The sequence below is a fragment of the Spirosoma arcticum genome (genome assembly GCF_054779955.1).
This window is the reverse complement of record NZ_BAAGXG010000023.1, coordinates 31831-54488: the sequence shown is the minus strand read 5'-3', so window position 1 is coordinate 54488 and position 22658 is coordinate 31831. Positions and strand designations below refer to the sequence as shown.

The following is a 22658-nucleotide window of genomic DNA, read 5'->3' as shown; positions in this document are numbered from 1 at the left end:
GAAAAAGCCCCTTTGGAAATGAAGGGGCTTTTTCAATGTCCGTACTGTACTGATAGCAACAAGCCTGGTAACGGAGACCAGTACAAGATTATGCAGTCCCTTTTTGCATCAAGTTGGTTGAGTTGAAAACTGAGTAACCGGTAGAAATCGTTGGTCGCGGCCGTATTAAATGTAGTTACACTAAATTTTTTTTAGAAATTTAAGGCATCAATCAACTTTACTATCATAGCAACTTCTATGCCGTTTTTATAAATGTATATTATACGGCGGAAGTATGGTAACAATCAGTGACATATATACTTTATGAAGATTACTTAACTTATACAACGAAAACAAAAAGTAGGATTATTTTCAGTGTTTAACTTGTACCAAATTGACCGATATGTGTCATTTTGTGTACCTAAATCAAGTCTCTCAAGCAGTTAAGCCTGTATTCATGTAAAAAAAGATAGTAACCGAAATGGCGTTTGATAGTCTAAAAACCAGATCTAACCCATACTTCACTATAACAATATTAACATGAACACTAAGCACCGGTTACTAATTGTAGATGGTAATCCCTACGTGGCGGGCATTCTTGTACAGACTCTTAAAGCAAGTTTCAACGTCACCGTAGCCAACACAGGCCAGGATGCAATTCGCCTGTTGATTCAGGGCAACCGGTTCGACTGTGTGCTTACCGAACTAAATCTGCCACTTTTCAGCGGTCTCGAACTGACGAAGTTTATCAGGACGAACAAACTGCTCAGACATACCCCCATTATTGTTCTTTCCAACGCATCCAACAGCGACACCCGAATTGAGTGTCTCGAGCAAGGTGCGGACAGTTACATAGCCAAACCGTTTAATCCGCTTGAAGTAAAGGCCAAACTACTTGCTTTGTTACGGCGGGCCATTCCTTCAGTTAGTGAACCCGAGCATAGTTTCGTTCCGCTCCGGTCACAACCGGAAGTTACTTCTTTGCTGGAACAACCTAAACTACGTATTCTATCTACCATTTTCAGGCGATATACGATTTCACAAAGAACGTAAAATTAACTGGAATGTCAATCTGTAAGTTATTTTTTCGTAATTATGTAAATAACTTACTTAGCTGACTATCAAAATGCGCGCTACAGCATCAAGAAGAACTGAGGATAGGGTCGCGGATGCGGATATAATAGACGATAGCGGAACCCAATCAGTATTATTAGTTGAAAAAGACGAACTTATAATTAACAGGTTTCTCACTGTAGCTGGTGTGTTCTGTTCGGTCGTGTCTTTCAAGACGGCTGATGAGGCAATGAGCTGGCTCAATGGCGACCAGAAAGCGGATTTGATCATTACCGATCAGTGTAATGGGCAACGGCTGGTGCTGATGGCCCGAGAAAACCTAAATTACCAGTTCATTCCCGTTCTGGTTACGTGTCTATCCACAGAGACAAGTTTAATAGAAAATACCCTGCGCATTAAAGCAACTGATTTGTTGGTCGTTAACGAAGACGATCAGAGTTTAGAATCCAAGATTCGGTATTACCTCAAGGTCAGCACGGTTGTTTCAGCCACGTATGGCCTGAGACCTTCTCCGAGCGTTTATCGGCTCAGGTTGCCCTGGTGGAAACGGGCAATCGACATTGGGGTGTCTTTAACGGTTCTCCTGCTGCTCTCCCCGCTGCTATTGGTCGTTGCCCTGCTCATTGTGCTGGACTCGAAAGGACCCGTATTCTATAAATCGAAGCGGGCCGGCGCCAATTATTACATATTCAACATGTATAAGTTCAGGTCGATGAAGGTTCAGGCTGATCGACTACTCAGCGATCTTTCTTTAGACAACCTGTACGCCAAACCAGCTGATTCAGATAACGACGACACGGCGGGAGACAACCTGAATGAATACCTCTGTAGCGCTTGCCGACAACGAGGAGTATCCTGTCAGCATCCTCTTTTTGATCAGGACCAGCCGATATGCGAAAAACTGTACATGCAGGAAAATGAAGAACTGGCCACGTTTATGAAGTTTCGCAACGATCCACGCATTACCCGCTTAGGTACGTTTCTGCGCAACAGCAGCATCGACGAACTGCCGCAGTTAGTCAATGTGCTCATTGGCGACATGTCACTGGTTGGAAACCGCCCACTGCCCCTCTACGAAGCGGAAAAGCTTACGGCCGATGAGTCCGTCAAACGATTCGCCGGACCAGCCGGGCTAACGGGCATCTGGCAAACGAAAAAGCGGGCTAAAGGGCAGGGGCCAATGTCGGAACGGGAGCGGATTTTACTCGACATCGAATACGCAAGCACGTTCTCCTTTAAGACAGATATGTACATTATCTGGAAGACTTTTTTCAGCTTATGGCAAAAAGAGAACGTGTAGCCGGGGCCGGGCAAACCCCTGATTTTCCGTTGGTGTCGCTTATTACAATCAATTATAACCAGGCCGAAACGACCCGTCAGTTTCTGGACTCTTGCCGGGGGCTGACCTACCCGAACTACGAAATCATCGTGGTCGACAATGCCTCGGCAACTGCGCTCGATACCGTCATTGACCAAAGCCAGTATCCCCGGCTTCGATTAATCAGAACGGAACGCAACTTAGGCTTCACGGGCGGCAATAACGTAGGTATTGAGCAAGCGAAAGGCGACTATTTTTTCATTGTCAACAACGACACCGAACTCTCCCCAACGCTCATCGGCGAGTTGCTCCTCCCCTTCGCGGCAAACGCTCAGGTAGGCGTCACCTGCCCCAAAATCAGGTTTTTCGACACGCCAAACGTTGTTCAATATGCGGGCTATAATCCCATGAACATGTTCACCGGAACGGCAACACCGGTTGGGCTTAACCAGCCCGATGGCAGCCTGTATGACCAGCCGGGCCTGACCAACTTTGCCCACGGCTGCGCCATGATGGTGAGCCGGGCCGTTGTCGATAAAGTAGGCCGCTTTGCCGACCGCTTCTTTCTGTACTACGAGGAACTCGACTGGTCGCAGCGCATCAAAGACGCTGGTTTTCTGATTTATTATCAGCCCTCGGCGGCTATTCTGCACAAGGAGTCGGTGTCGGTTGGGCAGCATAACCCGCTGAAAACGTACTACCTCACCCGCAACCGCATCTTGTTCATGCGCCGTCATTGTTCGACGTTTCAACTGGCAATTTTTTACCTGTTCTTCGTCGGCTGCGTCTTGCCCAAGCACATTTTTTCTTACGCGGTTGTCGGTCAGTTCAAGCACGCCAGTGCCTTTGTCAGGGGCGTTCTCTGGAACTTCACCTCGCCAAGCGTATCGCCGGTTTAGCCCGTCAACCGATCCAATGACCACCCTCTACCTACTTGTCCGGATTCTGTTTTTTCTGCTGGCCTTCCTCGTTTTCTACACCTACGTAGGGTACGGATTGATAGCCTGGCTGCTGGTCCGGCTCCGGGCGGGCAGCCGGACCGCGTTGACAGCGCCATCCGTTGGTTTACCAGCCGTAACGATGGTGGTACCCGCCTACAACGAACGGGCTTACCTGTCGGCTAAACTCCAGAATTGTTTAGATCAGGATTACCCGGCCGGGCAACTGCACCTGCTGTTTGTGGCCGAGGGGTCCGACGATGGTTCGGTGGAATACCTGGAGCAGATGAAGCTGACCATACCCAACCTGACCATCATCTCCGGCACCCGCCGACTGGGTAAAGTGGCCGCCATGAATCAGGCCATGCAGCAGGTAAGCACGCCTATTACTATTTTCACCGATGCCAACGCGCAACTCAACCGCGAAGCCGTGAGTCGGCTGGTCGGGCGATTTAGGGAAACAAACGTGGGAGCCGTGACCGGCGAGAAGCGAATTAGTGTTCATGGCAGCGAGGCCGCAGCGGGCAGTGGCGAAGGTCTCTACTGGCGCTATGAGTCGTTCCTGAAAAAGCTCGACGCGCAGCTCCACACCATTGTAGGGGCGGCCGGTGAGTTGTTCGCCATCCGCACGGCCCTCTACGAACCTGTGGAGCCGGACACGCTCCTCGACGATTTCATGATTTCGCTCCGCATTGCCGCCCGCGGTTACCGCGTCGAATACGCCCCGGACGCCTACGCCCTCGAACGTCCCTCGCATTCGGTGGGCGAGGAGATGAAGCGTAAAGTACGGATTGCCACGGGGGGCTTTCAGGCCATTCAGCGACTGGTGCACCTGCTCAATATTTTCACCTACGGCTGGCTTACATTCCAGTACGTGTCGCACCGGGTACTGCGCTGGGCCGTTACGCCTTTCTGCCTGCCCCTGCTCGTGGCGCTGAACCTTATCTTGCTAACCGAGTCGTACGTCGTTGGCCCATCGTTGCCGGGTGCCCGTTTCTGGTGGGTGGCACTTGCTCTGCAAGTCTTTTTTTACGGGATGGCGTATATAGGTTATACCCTCGAAAACCGCCAGACCCGTTGGAAACTCACCTTTGTGCCGTTCTATTTTGTCTTTATGAACTGGTGCGTTCTGCTGGGATTTGCCCGCTTCTGGAACGGCACCATTTCGGGCGTTTGGGAGAAATCCCAACGGGCTGCCTAACGACCGTTTTGAGGAGTACGCGAACCACATTCACCCGCTGAAAAACATGATTGACCGGATCATTTTCCCAACGCACCAACTGCGCGACAACCGCTGGTTATACGGCGTGGTGGGCGTGGTACTGGCCTTGGTGGCGGGCTGGCTGATTGGCACGTGGGGCCTGCTTGGTGCATCAATAATCGTAGGCGTGCCGCTTGCCGTGGTGTTTCTGGTGAGTATTCTGCTGGAGCCCAAAATAGGGCTGTTCGTGTATGTCAATTTGAGTTTTGTGCTGGGCTTTACCCGCTTCCTCGTCACTGAAGCGCCTTTAGGCCTGCTGATGGACGGGGTGCTGATGTTAACGTTGCTGAGCGTTTTTCTGAATGGTAAACGGATGAACTGGAAGCGCCTTCGTCACCCGGTTTTTTACATGCTCACGGTCTGGCTGTGCTACACAATCTTAGAGTATTTCAACCCGGAGGCTCCCTATAAGCCCGCCTGGTTCTACCACGCCCGCTCGTTCTCCTTAAACTGGTACTACGTTGCCATCATTGTTCTGGTCTGCCCCATCACAAAGGCCGACATCCGGCTGCTGATTAAACTTTGGCTGGGCTGGTCTGTTCTGGCAGCCTTTTGGGCTTTCAAGCAGCAGTACATCGGGCTGGCGGAGGCCGAAGTTCGGTGGCTCGTTGAAGGCGGCAACCAGAAGACGCACATACTGTGGGGGCAACTGCGGAGCTTTTCGTTCTACTCCGATGCCTCGCAGTTTGGGGCCGAGATGGCCGGGGTAACGCTGGTGTGTCTGATTCGTTTTTTGGAGGACAAAAAGTGGGTCGTCCGGCTGTTTTTTTTGGCACTGGCCCTTTTGTTTTTCTGGGGGTATGCCGTCTCGGGCACCCGGAGCGCCCTGTTCGTGCTGCTGGCGGGTTACCCGGCTTACCTGTTCCTGACGCGGAACGTGAGCCGTATTCTGGCGGGTGCTGCTGTGGCGGCCCCGCTGCTGGCCATTCTGATGTTTACCCACCTCGGCGACTCCGTTTATCAGATCTATCGCATTCGTACGGCACTGCACCCAACGGAGGATGCATCGTTTATGGTTCGGCTCGAAAACCAGCAAAAACTGCGCGGCTACCTCAAAAATCTACCCTTCGGAGCGGGGATCGGCTCGTCGGCCGATACCGGAGCGCGGTTTTCACCCAACCACTTTGCCGCTCAGGTTCCACCCGATAGCTGGTACGTCGAAATCTGGATCGAAACGGGTATCGTCGGTCTAACGCTCTACCTGCTGATGATCGTCAGCATCATCGGCATCGGCGTTTATAAGGTGTGGCAAATAAAAGATCCCTGGCTGAGCAAGATTATGATTGCCTTTCTGGCTGAGTTTATCGGTATCGCTCTAATGTGTTACTCGAACCCGACGCTGAGCCAGTTCCCAACCAGCACCATTCTATACATCACCTGTATTCTGTTCACGACTTGCGAACGGTGGGACACCCCCACTGACGGAAAATTGAAAACGGGAGTACGCCCCCTGTTCATCAACGACGATCAACCTGTTTTTAAACCCGGAAACTAATTACCGTTGAACTGAGCCGTTTCTCCTCGTATTTGTATCCACACCCACCACACGAGGGCAAAACAGCGAGAATTAAGCGACACCCGACTACAGTTATCGCCCAACGACCATCGTCCCACATCACCACGCACATTCATGAAAAATTTTGACAGCATCATCTGCGTCGGTCAGACGCCCTGGAAAGGCGATTTTCAGAAGGCCGTTGTTCAGCTTATGACCGAGTTATCCGTTCGTCACCGGGTTTTGTACGTCGACTATCAGTACACGCTGAAAGACTGGGCGATGGGCGTGGCTGGTCGGCGGGCGGTTCCCATTCGGACCATGATGCACTTAGCCGATCCGCTCGTTAAAAAAACGTTTGACAATGGCAGCGAAGCCTACGTCTGGACACCACCGGCGATGCTGCCCATCAACTTCCTGCCAGCCAAGCCGCACGATCTGTTCCTGCAGTGGAATGTTAACCGGCTCATAAAAGGCCTGCGGGGCGTAATGCGCCAGTTGAACATGAACCGGCCGCTTGTTGTCAACGCCATGAATCCGGTGGTTGGCTTATCCATGCTGAACCAGCTCAACGAATGTGCCACCATTTATTACTGCTTCGACGAGATTACACTGTTGGACTGGATGAGCCGCCACGGTGGTCGGTATGAGCCACTGTACCTCCAGCGGGTCGATGCGGTTGTAACGACCTCAGAAACGCTGCGCCAGACCAAGTCGGTGTTGCAGCCCAATGCGTACTGCGTAAAAAACGGCGTTAATTTCGACCTCTTTAACCAAAGCCGCCAACTAACTGACCCCAAACCAGCGGCAACCCCCGTGGTAGGCTACCTCGGCACGGCCGACAACCGCATCAATCTCGATCTCGTCGAGTACTGCGTGCGTACCATGCCCGACGTGCAGTTTCAATTCGTTGGTGAAGTTCATGAACCAACAATCACGCAGCGGCTGTCGGCTTACCCGAACGTTACGTTCATGGAATCCCGCCAGCCCGACCAGCTACCCGCTGTGCTGGCCCAGATGAAGGCCGCCATGATTCCGTTTGTATGCAATCCGCACACCTACACCATTTATCCGCTGAAAATTAACGAGTATTTAGCGGCCGGTCTGCCGGTTGTGTCAACGCCGTTTTCGCTGCTTGGCGATTTCGATGGGGTGATTGAACTGGCTGAAACACCCGCTGACTTTGCGCAGGCAATCCGGCGGGCGTTGAACGACACCAGTGCCAAACGGCTCGATGAGCGCGTGGCGATGGCCCGGACCAATTCGTGGGAACGGCGGGCCGAAGAGTTTGAGGCCGTCATCCGGCAAATCGAGGTGGCGTAATCGCTCCGACTTACCGGCCGGTAAGTCGGAGCGGAAACACTATTTTTCGTCACTTTAAAATTGAAAATCGTAACCGATCAGTCTGATTGTCTCACAAACTCAGATAAAGCATTACAAATGAGACATTGATTGTGACCGGGCCGCCGGAGCGGATGACGATTTGATCGGACGGCACAGGCCGCCCTGCGCCGAAGCAGACACCCTTAACCAGCTTTTCAGAGTCATCCGAGGATTTGAGCGTATATCTCAGAAAACGGGCGTTTTGAGAAACAGCTATAACTATTTATTTTTTTGCTACGATTTTTATAAAGAGTTTAACCTCGTCCAAAATTGCATCACCAGACTTAAAAAAGTGCTTTTCTGATCCATAATCGATACCCCACTCTGTTCGATCAATGATCAGCATGCCATTCATCTCGACAGTTCCGTCCATTCCGTCCTTAAATTGCATTTTGGCTGGAAAAGTAACTGCCTTCGTGATACCTTCAAGCGTCAGGTTCCCTGTAACTTTTATATTTTTTCCTTCATTAACTCTTATACTTCCATCATTTGGAACTTTTGTATTTCCATCATTCCCTGTCTCAACCTTCGTAATTGCGAATGTAGAAACAGGGAATTTTTTGACATCAAAAAATGCAGGTAATTGATTGTATGAACGTTGATCAACAAAATTTTCAATTGTATTCATGTCGACTTCAACTGCACCGCCCACCAGATGACGGTTATCGATCAACAACTCTCCTTTTAATATATCGACGTCCCCTGTACTGGAACCATCACCAAGAAACTTAGAACCTTCCCATCCACCAAGTAGCATAGAACCTTTCCATATCACAACACTTTGCTTCGTATCTATGCTATATTTTTTCTGGCCCTCTTTATTATAAAAGTCCGTGATGGTCTTTCCATCATAACGATACACTCCGGTCGCATCGCCAAACCAAATACTTCCGTCGTTAGCTTCCGAAATCCCATAGAAAGCCTTTCCTGACATAATTTCGGTTAAAGTGGGCTTATTACTATACAAAGACTTTGCATCATAACGGGAAAGTGCTTGGACCGTCCAATTAGCAGGATTTACCGGACCAGTAGTCCAGATGTTTCCTTTTTTATCTTCGATTATAGCATAAGCACCTCTCTCCGATACCTTAGTAAAGGTACTGCCGTCATAGCGATAGAGGCCACCGGGTCGACGGCCTCCTTTAAAGCCATTGTAACCGCTGAGCCAAATATTGCCTTTTCTATCTTTCATCATACCCCAAACGCCGAGAAAGGGTTCTTCTTTATGGACTAAAGTGGTAAATTTTTTCCCGTCATAAACAAAGGCGTCGCCCCTTGTGCCAACCCACAATTTCCCTGTTTTATCTTCAATGATTGTATTAATTTCATTATTCAAATGCCCTTCTTTATAAAAAAGGGGAGCGTTCGGAGATGTAAAATTACGAAAAGATTTCCCATCGTAACGACTTACTCCACCTCCAGTGCCAAACCAAATAATGCCGACTTTGTCTTCATAAACAGACGTAACTCGATTATTGGCAAGTCCCTCCGTGGTAGTGAAATGTTGAATGGATTTCCCGTTGTCATAATAAACGCCTGAATCAGCAGAAGCGAACCAAATATTTCCTCGTCGATCTTCCAGAACATCTTGGAATTTGTGCTGACCTATTTTACTTGTAAGATTAGTAAACGATTTTCCATCGTATCGAAAAACATCACCAAATGATGAGTTGTTCGGGCCAGCAATCAAAATGGCGCCATTTCTAACTTTTTTTATAATACGAACCATTATGTTAGGCCCTATGTCTTTAATTTCGGACTTGATGTTTTCTTTTGGTACGTTTGTTTGGTTTTGTCCACAGGAAGTGCAAAAAACAAACATCAATAACAAAGCATATCCGTGTATGTATTTCATAATTTTTTATTTTTAATAGCAAAGATTTTCGTTTACATCCGTTACAACACATAGTACCTGGCCGGTTAGACAACCACGAATGATTAAACACCACCACGCTGCACCTTTTAGCATAAACTACCTTGGGCTTGAGGGGCATAAATCGTTCCCCAATACCGAGCGAACATGAACCTGTTCTTGCGTACGTTCATCTCCAATCCGACTCAAACCTAGCGGGTGACTGTGTTAAAAGGGTTAATCGCCTGTAAAAAAGTGTTAACGGAATGTAAAACGTGAAATTTATCAACCGTCAAGGCCTATTTTTGGTCTATGAGACACGCGATCCTTACTGTATTACTCCTGCTATTCATCGGCCTGCCTGGCTATAGCGATGGGGGAAAGGTGTTGGTGACCATGCGGGAAATCGGTCACGAGGTATTGCTGGCCTCGGGCGATTCCACTTCCTGGGTATCGCCCATTGAACAGGTGGATAACCGCACGTTCCTAATCCGGTTTCAACATCCCTTTGCCTTCACACCGGCATCTCTGGTTGAGATCATCCACCGTCATTTGCTGGAAGATCACTGGTTCCTGGATTACCTGGTGGAAGTCAAGCAGGGAGCGCTGAACACAGTGGCTTATAGTTATGAAGTCCGTCAACCGCTGAATCGGGGTTCGATTGCCTGTTTAACCAGAACTCCTCCCCGGGGGGCCTACAGCATCCAAATCCAGTTCGCTCAACCACCGGTTCAGACGGCCTCGATCAGCAGTGCTGTGCTGTTGGCTTGGCTTCTCTTACCGGTTCTACTGATCGGGATCGGTTGGCGTTTATTCAACCGGAAAGTTCCCTTCCTAACCCCTGTCGAAAATTTAGCCGTTCTTGATTTGGTTCACTTGGGCCCGCTTACTTTTTGCCTGGAAAAGCAGATTCTGCGGTTGGGCGATGAACGAATTGAGCTATCGACTAAAGAGTCCAAATTGCTGAAAGTGTTCGCCAGTGCTCCCAACGCGGTGATTGATCGGACCCAACTCATGAAACAGGTTTGGGAGGATGAAGGCGTATTTGTGGGGCGCAGCCTGGATGTGTTTGTCTCCCGACTGCGGAAAAAGCTACAGCCCGCGCCCACGGTACGAATTGTTAATAGTCACGGGAGAGGATATAAGCTGGAAGTCGACTCGCCCAGAGGGCAGTTGAAGGATTGCTGATTACGGCCAAGCGGGTTGCTGATTCTCCGCCAAGGGACAGGTCTAACCACAGATAGAAACCTTGGGAAATCGGCGATCTTGGCGCAGTTGGGTTACATGGCAGAATCGTGCCTAAGATAAGGCTATCATCTCACGAAACGCTCCCCAAAGTGAGACAAAGGCCTTTTCATGAGTATGCTTCTTAGAACGGGCGTTTGTCAAAATGGACAAAATAAGGGCGGTAAATGATTGATACCCCTTTTGAGAGAACTTATAAATACGACCGGCCAACTACGTTGATCCACAAACTAACCCCAGTCTACATTTCCCCACTTAGCTTTATGGAATACATAAAGAAACCTCATCTAAGAAGAATACTCAGTCGCTTATTGATCAACGGGTAGCCTCCAAAATTACTTAGAAGTACCCGGTGTAATCTAAGAAAAGAGGCTGTCTTCATCTTGGCCAAACAAAAAATCAACGCTGATGCTTCTACCCACTTCCTTAAACCTCGCGCTCCTGTTGCTACTCTTACCATCAGCCTGGCTTTTCGCCCAGACCAAGCCCATTCCAAATGAGGCCTGGCTAAAAGAATACAATGAATGCCGAGAATATGGTGATGTTTATGTTGTCAAAAAGATTAGCATTCCGTGCCGTTCCTACGAAACCTTCCTCACGGACAAAAACGGACGCAAACTAACCCCCGCCTACCGCGACATTGGTGACTTCGAAGAAGGGCTGGCGGAGTTTGTTCCCATGAAACGTAGTCGGCAAGGGCATGGACTGCATGGATTTATCGATAAACAGGGGAAGATCATAATCGAGCCTAGATACATCTCCACCGATCAGTTCCACCAAGGTAAAACCTGGGTCATTTACCCGGCCGGTACCCACTATGGGCTTTCCTATATTGATAGGGCAGGAAAAGAGGTTTACAAAATCCCCATTCAGTACTATCCGAAAGACTATCTGATTAAGGAATCGACTATCGATTTTGTGTGCAATAACGACACCAGGGAAGATGTGCTATGGTGGAGAAATGGCGAATTCTTTATTCTTAATTTTAATTTCACCCCTTTTGTCGAACAGCAGCTCCAGCAGTCTAAATCCATTTCTTCCTTTAAATACCAGGGGAAATTTGGCATCATCGACAATGATTTAGTACTGAAAGTTCCGGTGGCGCTCGATGACATTGATGTTGACTACACCTATTCAGGCCAGGGCCTGGAACGTGTGCAGTATGGGAATAAGTACGGTTACGTTAGTCCAGTAACTGGTGAACTGATCGTTCCTTTTGAATACTCCGATACTCGCAAGCCTACCAACGGACTATTTTGGGTCAAGAAGAATGGCAAATGGGGCTGTATTGACAAAACCGGCAAGCTGCGCATCCCGCATCTATACGACGAAGCCACCGGCTTTACAGCCGAAGACAGGTCAGCAGTTGCAATCAATGGTAAGTTCGGGCATATCGACAAGTCCGGCAAAGTGCGCACGCCGTTAAAATATGATTTTGCTTCTTATTATAATCATGGCATCTCGATGGTTCGCATCAATGACAAATACGGCTATATAGACACAACCGACCGTTTCATCACCCAAATCATCTACGACGAAGCGCTGCCATTTGACCACGCGACGACGAGAGTTGAGCGCTCCTGGCTTTGTTTTGAACTCTCACTGGACGGCAAGGAGCAATTCGTCGGTTTCTCATACAAGCTGAATGCTCTGTTGATCATCGTTGGCACTCTGATCTTTATCTGGCTCAACAGCTTGTTTTACAGGGTAAGCCGCAAGTTTCGGTTACCATATGCTACTAACGGGAGTTGACTGTTATTAATAATAATCGTCTCATAAAACCCTCATTTTGTGAAACTAAATCAAACCTATTAACAGGACCGTCGATCGGTAGTGACGAAAAATACGGTCCCATACCGGCCGTTGCGACGGTCAGCCGTGGTGGTGCGATTCGGCAGAACTATCCATCCAATTTGAGATGTCATAATAGCGATCCGGCGTTCATCCGGTCCAGCAGTATGACCTTCTAACGGCCTGGTCACAGGCGGAGCCAGGACGGGGGTATTAGGTCTTTAGTGTTCCAGTCGGGCTTGTTTTTGAACCAGCGATCCGGCGCGATAACCACTTTGTCGGCATCGCCGTTGAGCCAGGCACCCCACCAGCTAAATGAGCTGTTGGCAATGATGTGGTGTTTGCATAAACTCATCAACTGCAAATCGTCCAGATCAGCGTCGGGACCGGTGCTTTTCACGAAAACGTGGGGAGCGTCCAGTACCAGATTCTCCTGCACCCACCCCGGATCATCGCTGAACAGAAACAGTTTCGCATTGGGAAATTGCCCCATCAACCGCGCAATAGCCAACCGGTAATAATCCACCCCCACAAACCCGAACGACTGACTGAATTCGGGATGAGTCACGTAATCGCCCCGCCGGATGTGTACTGAAATCGGCTGCTCCGACTGCTCGATTTCCTGCCGGTACGATCCAAACGTTGCGCCAGTATCCCGTTTAAACGTCAGTTCGCTGCGAATAACAGCCTCGCAATCCGCAAAATAGTGTTCCGACTGCCAGAATCCATCCAGCGTAATAAACTGGTCGTTGGCATCGAGTACGGTGGGGTCAGCGTGGAACTGCGTTTCTTTTACCCAATTGACAAAGGGTTTCAGCGTGCGGTTGGGCAGCAGCTTAGTGGCTTTAGATACATAGCGATACGGAGAGGCATTGAGCAGTTTGTAGTCGATGGCAAACCGGTCCAGCTTAAACGCCCTCGGCGTATCCGTTTGGTAAAGCTGTTTATAATAACTCAGGTCGAAGTAGAGCGCCGTTTCGTTGCGTAGCGCCAGACTCCGGCCCAGTGCGTACTGAAACAGTTGGTTTCCTAATCCGCTCGTAATTCGGGCAACAATCATGGAATGGAGTCGGGAATGGGTATGGGGTGTGTGGGTGTGTGAGTGTGTGAGTGTATGCACGTACATATGCAAACACTCACACACTTATACACTTACATGAAACTTCTCTAAATGAAAAAACACCTCATCCGTATTCTTCGCGTGCAGAATGATGGCACCCGACAGGGCCGGGAAGATGGTAGCGTATTCGTTGAAGTGATGCTCCAGCCCACCGCCCGGATGCGATAAAATAATGTTGATGCCCCCAAAATAGCTGGCCAATGCTGCTGTGCCGCCGTGCATGGAGATGAACCGCTCGCAGTTCGCGTAAACCATCAACTGAAGGTGGTTGAAGCTGGCGATCCGGTCCCGGTGCTGTTCATACAAATCATTCATTAACAGCACCTCCGGGTGTTTTTCCCGAAGCCAGTCGTGCTCCTTCAAGTCCATAGTCTCGCTATTGTCGCCCACAATTTGGGTGGCCAGCGGCCGGTTGTAAACGATCTGATGAGTCGTTTTGTAGGCCGACACAATCCGATCTAAAGCGGGTATATCTAAGAAATTAATCGGCGGCTTATCCCACTCGACATTATACTTGTTGGCAATTATCAGCAGAGGCTTATCGAACACGAATACCTCGTTTTTGTACTGGCTTTTCAACGGTACCCGCGCCCATTTCGAGAAGTCGAAGGTGGGGCTGTGGGTCATGTTCGGTACATGGTAATAGTCGTAGCCAGCCCGCCACACCCGTTTTTCGTAGCGTTCGAGGTGATTGTCGCTGAAGAAGTAAAAGGGCTTCGTGTTGGTGCAGGAAATGGTTTGTTTAAGCGTGCCGTTCAGATGATGCCAGTAGGCAAACGGCAGCACATAACGCAGTTCCTGATCGAATTCGCCGTGGTAGTCGATGACTTTATACTTGCTTTTGAGCGTATAATCCCTGCCGACAAATCGTAGTTGATTCAACCGGGAGAAATAGTTATCACGGATAAAATACCGCAGGTCGCGTCGAATACCGGGGTACTTGAAAGCAGCTACTACGTAAAGAAATTTAAGCACCAGTTTCTGCATCAATGAACACGTTGTATTACTCTTCAGACTGGAAAACACGGAATAAGTAACAACACAGACAAAAACTATGCACGTAATAGACAAAAATCTTGCTAAGCAATTACGCGAAGCCCTGAGCCAGTGCTACATCGAGGATATATAAACGAGGTAGAACCGGTGAGGCTCCATCGTAAGCAACAGCGGCCGGGTAGGCATCGGCAACCGGGAAACTGTTCACCATCCAGGTCCCCTCCTGCCCGATTAACTGTGCATTGGTGGAGTGAGTGCCCGACAGCGACGGAATCTGGCCGAAGGTATCAGTCATACCTTTAGCCGTTGCTTTCACCAACGCTTCTTTGCGTGTCCATAACTGGTAAAAGCACAGGCGGGCGTCGGAACAGGAGTCGATGTAGTGCTGTTCGGCAGCGCTAAAACTGACCGGCAACAGATCCTGAAAGGAAAAATCGGGACTTACCCATTCCAGATCAACACCAACGTGGACTTTACCGACGACAATCAGAATCCAGTCGCCCGAGTGCGACACATTAAAATGCCACCCAGCCGACCCCTTCAACCCTGGTTTTCGGTTAAGGCCAGCCACAAACTCAATGCGGTCCGGTGGCTGATTCGTATAGCGCGACAGCACTACGCGTAGCAATCCTCTCGCGCAGCTAAACCGGAGCTGATCGCTGGGCCGACGGTATCGCGCGGCCCGCTCAATTTCGTCCGGCGATAGCAGCCCGCGCAGGTGCGCCACCAACCCCGACCCCTCCGACAGGGCAAACCGGAATACGGCCAGTTCATCGTTGAAGGAGCAAGCCGACCAGGGCAACCACGTAACATGTTGAAGGTCAGAGCAGGTGACTAAGGTGCTTTGCATACGAATGAGCGGTCTTGAACGGACTGATGTGTGCCATTGTGCCCAACGGGAAGTTGGCTGACAGGTGAGCAAACCGGAGTAACCCACAGACCCACACTAAATAATGCCATTCAGTTAGGGTGTTGATTTGGCTTTTCATGCTACATTATTTTTCTTGCAGGGTAAGATTCGGACGGTTTGGTTACCCACTAAGCCAACAAGATCAGCAAGTTCGCACATCAGTATAAAACGGGCTGCGTATCTATACCGGAATCGCGTTAATGTATCGCTCATCAGAAGATTTTGTCCTCCTGCCGGTGACGAGTAGGCTAATCTATCGTCTTAATAGTCAGTTAACCCGCAGGTGGAACGAACGGCTGTCAAGCGATTTTAGCGACTGGTTCAAACCGATTACCGAGGGCAGGCCTACTGGTCAGCACCCTACGTATTCATCCAGTACAAACCAACTTCGATAGCACTCTTTATTCGTCTACCCCAATGGCAATCAAACAATTAACCAAAAAATTCCTACAGGCAACGTTTGGTCTCAGAACATACCTGTATTATTTCTCGATCTATAAAATTCATACGCTTCGTCGTGATTCAAACGAGAAGATCATGTTTAAGTTTCTCGATTTGATTCCACGCGATAGCCTTATTCTGGACGTGGGCGCCAATCTGGGATTCATTACGTATCACCTCTCGCAAAAACAGAGTTGCTCCGTTATTGCGTTCGAACCAATTCCGATTAATTACAGCGTATTAACTCAACTGATTGCAACAAAAAAACTGACCAACATTACCGCGTTGCCGTATGCATTGGGCGAGGAGACCGGTACGCTCGATATGGTAATGCCCCTGGAGCAAGGTGTACCCATGCAGGGATTAAGCCACGTCGCTAATGAAGAAGATCAGGAAGCCGGTTATCGGTTTACGGTGCCCGTGAAACGATTAGACGAACTACCCGAAATTCACGACAGCGGTAAGCGCGTGGGTGGCATTAAGATAGACGTTGAGAATTACGAGTATTTCATTTTACAGGGTGGTATCGATCTCATTCGCCAGCACAAGCCGGTCATCTGCGTCGAACTCTGGGAGAATGAATACCGGGAACGGTCATTATCGCTACTGATGTCGCTGGGCTACGTCCCTCACATATTGGTAAACGATGCGTTGGTGCCGCTGGTCGACAGCCCGGCTGGTACACACACAGTAGATTTCATTTGTTTGATGCCCTGACCTGCGTTCGTCTGAATCTGACACGTAGTACTGGGGCATCAGCGCCACATACAGTTAAGTAAATCGTGTCAGGATCTCGATCAGAACGTTACAAGCCGCTAACGCGGATTAGTCAGGCCTTGCTCAGCCGGGCCGTCGCTCCGGTGCTCCGGTTTGTCTGCCTCATAAGTTTTGCTTACGGATACAGTCAGCCCGGTTTGGGTCAGGCATGTCTCGATTTGGCCAAAGAACCGGCGGTTAATCAATCATTCGGGAAAGCAGGCGCGGCTGTGTCCTTAGCCGGGCGAACCACCTATACGTATTCTACAGACTCGTGTCCCCTCGATGGTTCATACACCCTCATGGACGCGGTCGACGGCAGTTGCTATTTCTATTTATGGCACGGCGTACCCGAAGATCATACCCCCGACGATGTGGGCGGGAACATGATGATTGTGAACGGGTCCGACCAGACAGCGGGGGCTTTTTATGAACACCCCCTCGCCGGTTTGTGCAGTGGCACGGCCTACGAGTTCTCCGTATGGGCCATGAACTTGCTCAAACCGGGTATTTGCACGGCTCCTCTGCTGCCCGACCTCGCTATCAGCGTTGAAACAAAAACTGGACAGGTGATCGAGTTGGTCGATGTTGGCATCGTTCCCCAGTCGGCCACGCCCATCTGGCGCCAGTACACCGCCGTGTTCACGGCTCCCGAAGTCACCGACGGCGTGGTCGTCAAACTCATTAACCGGGAGGGGGCCGCCGGGTGCGGCAACGACCTGGTTCTGGACGATATTCAGCTAAAGCAGTGCGGGGCCTGTTCGCCCACGCCCCTGTACGTTCCGGAGGTATTTACACCAAACAACGACGGTGTGAACGACGACTTAGCCATTTTTCTGCGCCGGGCTGTTTCGTTTAGCATAACCATCTATAACCGTTGGGGAAGTCCCATTTTCACCAGCGACGCGCTGGACCGGAAGTGGGACGGAACCCACGGCAACATCCCCTGCCCGGCCGGTGATTATACCTGGGCTATCAACTATGGACTCGCCGACGCTACAAACGTAACCCGGGAGTATATTAAAACGGGCCGTATCCTGCTGCTCAGATAATTTACGCGTAAACAGGCCGGTAATTTATAATGCCTGCCATAACCCATTCATGAAAAAAACCGTATTCACCCTGGCGGCAACTTGTATTGCGCTGCTGATTTTTGGCCGGACGCACAACTACCCTTCAGTGTCGGGCATTGCGTTGCGGCTACGGTCGTCGGCACCGGCTGCGGCCACCAAAATACCCATCGACGCCCGGCGCTGGTATCAGGTCAGTAACGCCAGCTACGGACTCGATGCGCTATTCGACGGGAAGACGGATGCGCAGGTTAACACCGGCTATAATAAACTGATCACCAACTACGACGCGTACTATCCGCTGTTGCCGGGCGAAACCATGCGGATTGAAAGCATCCGGTTCTATGACGCCGAAGGAACAAATACCGACGCGCCCCTGACGCTCTCCATTGTTACCGATACCTGGCAGCGTATTCCCATTGCCCGCTTTGTAGGTGACAAATACCAGGAGTGGGTTGGTCCCGACCCCACCCGACCCACTGAATTCGAGCTTAAAACGGCAGTGGCCAACGCCCGGTATTTAGTCATCAACACGTCCGGGGCGTTCCCTTCCGAGATGGAACTGCTGGGTACCCACCAGCCCGGAACCGCACCAGCGCCCGCACCGACGCGGTCGGTCCCGTTCCGGCAGTCGGTTGGCGTCAACGCGTTCGAGTGGAACCTTGAAGATGCAGCGGCTCCGTGGCAGGTTGACGAAAGCCGACTGCCCGCCGTGAAGGGGTTCTCGGCTATACGGCATTATATGGACTGGGAGAAGTTAGAATCACAACCGGGAGAATACTCGTTCAACCCAACGCTTAGCGGTAACTGGAATTATGATGCGATGTATGAACGCTGCCAGACCGAGGGCGTTGAGGTACTCGCCTGCCTGAAAACGATTCCTAAATGGATGGAAGAAACGTACCCGCCGGGTCAGCGCGATAACGAAAACATTCCCGCTCCCTACGGCCGCGACCTGCTGGCTCCCAAGTCGTACATCGAACAGGCCCGCGTAGGCTTCCAGTACATGGCCCGCTACGGCCGCAATAAGACGCTGAATCTCAGCTTGGTCAAGGTTAGCCCCACAAAAACATGGTCAGGCACCAACGAGGTCAAAGTCGGGCTGGGCCTGATTCGCTACATCGAGTGCGAAAACGAACGCGATAAAACCTGGAAAGGCCGCAACGCCTACCAGTCGGCCCGTGAGTACGCAGCCAACTTGTCGGCGTTTTATGACGGGCACAAAAATAGCCTCGGGCCGGGGGTAGGCGTCAAAAATGCCGATCCATCGGTGACCGTCGTCATTGGCGGGCTGGCCGCTTCCACCACCGACTACGTGCGGGCCATGATCGACTGGTGCCGCGAGTTCCGGGGTTACCGGGCCGACGGTCAGGTGAATCTGTGCTGGGACGTTATCAACCAGCACCTTTACGCTAACGATGCCAAATCGTCCCAGAGTGGTGGCTCCACGCGGGGAGCTGCCCCGGAGGTGTCGGGCGTAGGTGAGCAGGCAGCCGCTTTTGTAACGCTGGCCCACCAGTACGCCAACGGGATGCCGGTCTGGATTACGGAGGCCGGTTATGACACGCATCCTCAAAGTCCGCTCAAAGCAATTGCTATCGGCCCCAAGAGCGTACTGGCGACCCAGGCCGACTGGATTCTGCGGACGGCCCTGCTGTATACGCGGGTGGGCATCGACCGGTTATTTTTCTACCAACTGTACGACGACAATCCACAGAACCCCACCCAGTTTTACTCAATGGGGTTAATTAATAACGACAAGACGCGCAAGCCGGCCGCCGATTTCCTCTATCAGGCGTATAAGCTCATCGGCGACTACAGTTACCGGGAAACCATTAACCGCGATCCAATTGTGGACCGGTATGAACTGAATGGTCAATCGGCCTATGTGCTGGTCGTGCCGGACGAAAAAGGGCGAACGGCTACCTATAATCTTCCCATAAAAATGGGCGAGACGGTCCAGTTACGTACGCCAGTGGCGGGCCGTGACACCATGAGCCGCCAGATCATTACCAGCACTACCGGCACGATTAGTGTAAACGTTAGCGAAACCCCGGTATTCGTTACGCCGATAGCGGTAGGGCTGATCACCGAAGTTGAGCCGGTACTGAATACGTTGCAGGTTTACCCAAATCCGGCCGCCGATCATGTGACGCTAACGTTGGAGAATAGCCAGCACGAGGCCGTGGAGGTCACGATTCTGGACACGTCAGGGCGAAAACTGCAAAAAAATCAGTTCGCTAAACCAGGTCAGAACTTTCGGGAGCGGATCGATTTGAGCACCTTACCCTACGGCCTGTATCTGCTGGACGTGCGGCAGGGGCAGATGCAGGTGGTGAAAAAGATTCTTAAGGTTTGGTGAGGAGCATTCAGAATTCAATTAATTTGCTATTTGTTCTCATTGGTAACTATAAATTGTCGTTTACGACTCAAATTCAGAGTCTAAGAGGTTATATTGTGACCGATTAGGACCACTACAGTTGCATGAGTAACGCATCAAAGGCAATGAACGGGGGGAAGTGGATCACCATCGCTACCGTCATCTCCACCCTGTTTCAATTTATCCAGGTAGCCATCCTGGCACGGCTGTTAAGCCCGGCCGACTTTGGCATCGTCAGCGTTAGTAATCTGATTATTGCCTTTTTCCAGGTGTTCGCCAACCTGGGCTTTTCCAATTCCATCATATATAAGCAGGAAAGCGACCGGAACGTACTCTCAACGCTCTACTTTCTCAACCTGATGGTTGGCGCCCTCATCTTTGTCGTCATTTACGTCAGCACCCCTTCCATCGTCTTGTTCTACCACGAACCCAAGCTGGAACGGGTGGTCACGCTGGCTTCCTACTATTTCTTAATCGTTTATTTCGGACAGCTTTACTATTTTTTGCTGGAGAAAGAACTGCGGTTCCGGTCAGTAGCCATCATCGACATTGTCGGTACCCTTGTTGGGTCGGGGGTTACGATCACGCTGGCCTACAGCGGGTTTGAAGAGCTTTCGCTCATCATTGGCTCCTTAGTCATGCAAGTCATCAGGACGGTATTGCAAATTGGGTTCGGCCTGAAGTTTTTTGTTCCAACCTGGTTTTTCAACCTCCGCAACGTGAAAGAACACCTCCGGTTTGGTTTGTTTAACCTGGGCGACGGCCTGCTGGGATTCATTCAGTCCAATTCCGACAATATTTTCATTGGCGGTATGCTGGGTGTCCAACAGTTAGGCTACTACACCATTGCGTACCAATTAGCTATTTTTCCTATCAGCAAACTGAATCCAATCATTTTGCAGGTGGCCTACCCCATCCTGGCAAAAATGAAAGATAATACGGCCAGTCTGAAGCAGTCGTACCTGAAAATCCTGGACTTCATCAGCTACTGTAACCTGCCGCTGCTGGCGGGTCTTTACATCACAGCCGAGAGCATCGTGCCGCTATTCTACGGTCCTGGCTGGGAAAAAACCATCGACCTGATCCGAATTTTCGTGTTCGTGGGTGCCTTCACCTCCCTGAGTCATCCCCTGTTTACACTGGCGTTCACCAAGGGCAAACCAAACCTGCTGTTTTACCTGAACCTCGGCACCCTGATTGTCAAACTCCCGATGGTGTACTTTTTGGGTACTTATTACCAGGTTACTGGCGTTGCCTTCGCCTTTCTGCTGGCAACGTTCCTCAATTTAGCCGTCAACTTCATGATTGTCCAGTACTTAGTTGGCAACTTCATGGGCACGTTCCTGCGTAACATCGCGAAACCGCTCCTGTTCTGTCTGATCATGGTTGGACTGGTTGCCCTCTATAAAGCACTCGTGGGCTATGACGGCCTAACGAATATGCTGATCGAAATAGCGATTGGTGGAGCAACGTACGCAGTGTTGACCCTAACGTACAAACTGTCGCTTGCCGATATCAAAGCGTACCGGCAGGCCTTGTTGTGATGCGCTGCCTAATCTATTTTCCGCGCATCCGTGCCCGAAAATCATAAGGTAACTAATAGCGAATGGTATCCACCCAAAAGAAGATGAGCGATGAACGAGACTGTACCAAACATTGCACTGGTGATCTGCACCTACAACCCTGCGCCCGAATCCTTTCGGCGGGTTCTCGAATCGGTAGCCGCTTTATCCATACCACCCGGGTATTCCGTTGAGTGCTGCTTGGTTGACAATAACAGTTCCCCTCCTATTAACCAAATCAACTATATTCAGGATTTCCTGGCGAAAACGCCGTGGGCCACGCTGATTGTCGAAACAACGCAGGGACTCGCAGCAGCCCGACAGGCGGGCACGGACGCAACATCGGCACCACTACTTGTTTTTCTGGACGACGACAATCAGCCCGACCTCGATTACTTAGCCCATTTGCCCCGGTTACTCCGGCAGTATCCGCAGGTGGGTGTATGGGGGCCGGGGCGGATACGGGTCGAATTTATGGAAGCCGTAGAGGCCTGGGTAGAGGCCAACAAGTGGCTGTTTCAGGAGCGGACCAGCGAGACAATCGCATTCGGCCTGGAGCCGCACTGGACAACGCACCACCCGGCGGGCACCGGCTTAGTCGTGCGTCGGGATGTTATGCAGTATTACAAAGAGATGGTCGATGCGAACATCCTCACACTCACCGGCCGGAAGGGTAAGCGCTTAACCAGTGGTGAGGATGCTCAGATCGTTTATACGGCGGTTAAGCACGGCTACTACGTCGGAATTTCGCCGGATCTAACCATTCACCACCTGATTCCCAGGCAGCGAACGCATATCCGTTACGTGAAAAAATTGCTGTACAGCATCATGTCGTCGGGGGCGGTTGCCAATGTCGAAATCTTTCCCGACCAGAAAGCGTATTACCACGCCAACATTCGCTCTGGCCGCACGATAGCTATCAATCTGATCCGAATCGTTGGCTCCAGCATCCGGGATCGAAGTCTGACGCGGTTTCAGATGAACTCCGGTTCGTATTTAGGTCGGTTAGCGGGCAGCTACGAAGTGGTTTCAGGCAAGCTTCCCTACTGGCTGGCACTTTCCGTTCGTCTGTTAAACTTGCGCTGAA

The 22658-nt window shown here is 50.6% G+C and carries 18 protein-coding genes; 13 read left to right on the top strand and 5 right to left on the bottom strand.

Annotated elements, in window-relative coordinates:
• The first annotated feature begins 519 nt into the window (after positions 1-519).
• The 6 genes from ACYVHB_RS29320 to ACYVHB_RS29295 all read left to right on the top strand — a co-directional run bounded on the left by ACYVHB_RS29320 (position 520) and on the right by ACYVHB_RS29295 (position 7388).
• Positions 520-1032, top strand: a complete 513-nt coding sequence (locus tag ACYVHB_RS29320) for a response regulator transcription factor (RefSeq protein WP_461055492.1) — start codon at positions 520-522, stop codon at positions 1030-1032.
• A 250-nt stretch (positions 1033-1282) separates the two neighbouring features.
• Positions 1283-2353 (top strand): sugar transferase, encoded by a 1071-nt coding sequence (locus ACYVHB_RS29315; RefSeq protein ID WP_461055491.1) that lies wholly within the window; start codon positions 1283-1285, stop codon positions 2351-2353.
• Positions 2332-3270 (top strand): glycosyltransferase family 2 protein, encoded by a 939-nt coding sequence (locus tag ACYVHB_RS29310; RefSeq protein WP_461055489.1) that lies wholly within the window; start codon positions 2332-2334, stop codon positions 3268-3270. Before ACYVHB_RS29315 ends, ACYVHB_RS29310 begins: the two co-directional genes overlap by 22 nt.
• A gap of 16 nt (positions 3271-3286) precedes the next feature.
• Positions 3287-4510, top strand: coding sequence for a glycosyltransferase family 2 protein (locus ACYVHB_RS29305; RefSeq protein ID WP_461055487.1), 1224 nt, complete (start codon positions 3287-3289; stop codon positions 4508-4510).
• A complete protein-coding gene (locus tag ACYVHB_RS29300; RefSeq protein ID WP_461055485.1) occupies positions 4449-6065 on the top strand; it encodes an O-antigen ligase family protein in 1617 nt (538 codons plus the stop codon). Before ACYVHB_RS29305 ends, ACYVHB_RS29300 begins: the two co-directional genes overlap by 62 nt.
• Positions 6066-6200: 135 nt before the next feature.
• Positions 6201-7388: a glycosyltransferase gene (locus ACYVHB_RS29295; protein ID WP_461055483.1), complete on the top strand. Its 1188-nt coding sequence runs from the start codon at positions 6201-6203 to the stop codon at positions 7386-7388.
• A 283-nt stretch (positions 7389-7671) separates the two neighbouring features.
• Here ACYVHB_RS29295 and ACYVHB_RS29290 read toward each other — a convergent pair whose 3' ends face one another.
• Positions 7672-9303: a two-component regulator propeller domain-containing protein gene (locus ACYVHB_RS29290; RefSeq protein WP_461055482.1), complete on the bottom strand. Its 1632-nt coding sequence runs from the start codon at positions 9301-9303 to the stop codon at positions 7672-7674.
• A 309-nt stretch (positions 9304-9612) separates the two neighbouring features.
• Between ACYVHB_RS29290 and ACYVHB_RS29285 the strand changes: the two genes are divergently transcribed.
• Positions 9613-10488, top strand: coding sequence for a winged helix-turn-helix domain-containing protein (locus tag ACYVHB_RS29285; protein WP_461055480.1), 876 nt, complete (start codon positions 9613-9615; stop codon positions 10486-10488).
• A gap of 465 nt (positions 10489-10953) precedes the next feature.
• Positions 10954-12297: a WG repeat-containing protein gene (locus ACYVHB_RS29280; protein WP_461055479.1), complete on the top strand. Its 1344-nt coding sequence runs from the start codon at positions 10954-10956 to the stop codon at positions 12295-12297.
• 226 nt (positions 12298-12523) lie between these two features.
• Here the strand turns inward: ACYVHB_RS29280 and ACYVHB_RS29275 are convergent, their stop codons facing one another.
• The 4 genes from ACYVHB_RS29275 to ACYVHB_RS29260 all read right to left on the bottom strand — a co-directional run bounded on the left by ACYVHB_RS29275 (position 12524) and on the right by ACYVHB_RS29260 (position 15441).
• A complete protein-coding gene (locus ACYVHB_RS29275) occupies positions 12524-13396 on the bottom strand; it encodes an alpha-1,2-fucosyltransferase (RefSeq protein WP_461055478.1) in 873 nt (290 codons plus the stop codon).
• 84 nt (positions 13397-13480) lie between these two features.
• Positions 13481-14443, bottom strand: coding sequence for a hypothetical protein (locus tag ACYVHB_RS29270; protein ID WP_461055476.1), 963 nt, complete (start codon positions 14441-14443; stop codon positions 13481-13483).
• Positions 14444-14543: 100 nt separating this feature from the next.
• The gene (locus ACYVHB_RS29265; protein ID WP_461055474.1) at positions 14544-15302 is read right to left on the bottom strand and encodes a 4'-phosphopantetheinyl transferase family protein; all 759 of its coding nucleotides are present in this window, start codon (positions 15300-15302) and stop codon (positions 14544-14546) included.
• Entirely contained in the window at positions 15274-15441 is a 168-nt protein-coding gene (locus ACYVHB_RS29260) for a hypothetical protein (protein WP_461055472.1), read from the bottom strand. Before ACYVHB_RS29260 ends, ACYVHB_RS29265 begins: the two co-directional genes overlap by 29 nt.
• A 338-nt stretch (positions 15442-15779) precedes the next feature.
• Between ACYVHB_RS29260 and ACYVHB_RS29255 the strand changes: the two genes are divergently transcribed.
• From ACYVHB_RS29255 to ACYVHB_RS29235, 5 genes are all read left to right on the top strand, one after another.
• On the top strand, positions 15780-16520 hold the full coding sequence (locus tag ACYVHB_RS29255) for an FkbM family methyltransferase (RefSeq protein WP_461055470.1): 741 nt from the start codon (positions 15780-15782) through the stop codon (positions 16518-16520).
• A gap of 65 nt (positions 16521-16585) precedes the next feature.
• Positions 16586-17611, top strand: coding sequence for a gliding motility-associated C-terminal domain-containing protein (locus ACYVHB_RS29250; RefSeq protein ID WP_461055468.1), 1026 nt, complete (start codon positions 16586-16588; stop codon positions 17609-17611).
• Positions 17612-17660: 49 nt separating this feature from the next.
• Complete coding sequence (locus ACYVHB_RS29245) at positions 17661-19991, top strand: T9SS type A sorting domain-containing protein (RefSeq protein WP_461055466.1); 2331 nt, start codon at positions 17661-17663, stop codon at positions 19989-19991.
• A 122-nt stretch (positions 19992-20113) separates the two neighbouring features.
• The gene (locus ACYVHB_RS29240) at positions 20114-21553 is read left to right on the top strand and encodes an MOP flippase family protein (protein ID WP_461055465.1); all 1440 of its coding nucleotides are present in this window, start codon (positions 20114-20116) and stop codon (positions 21551-21553) included.
• A 90-nt stretch (positions 21554-21643) separates the two neighbouring features.
• Entirely contained in the window at positions 21644-22657 is a 1014-nt protein-coding gene (locus ACYVHB_RS29235) for a glycosyltransferase (protein WP_461055463.1), read from the top strand.
• The last annotated feature ends 1 nt before the right edge of the window (position 22658 follow it).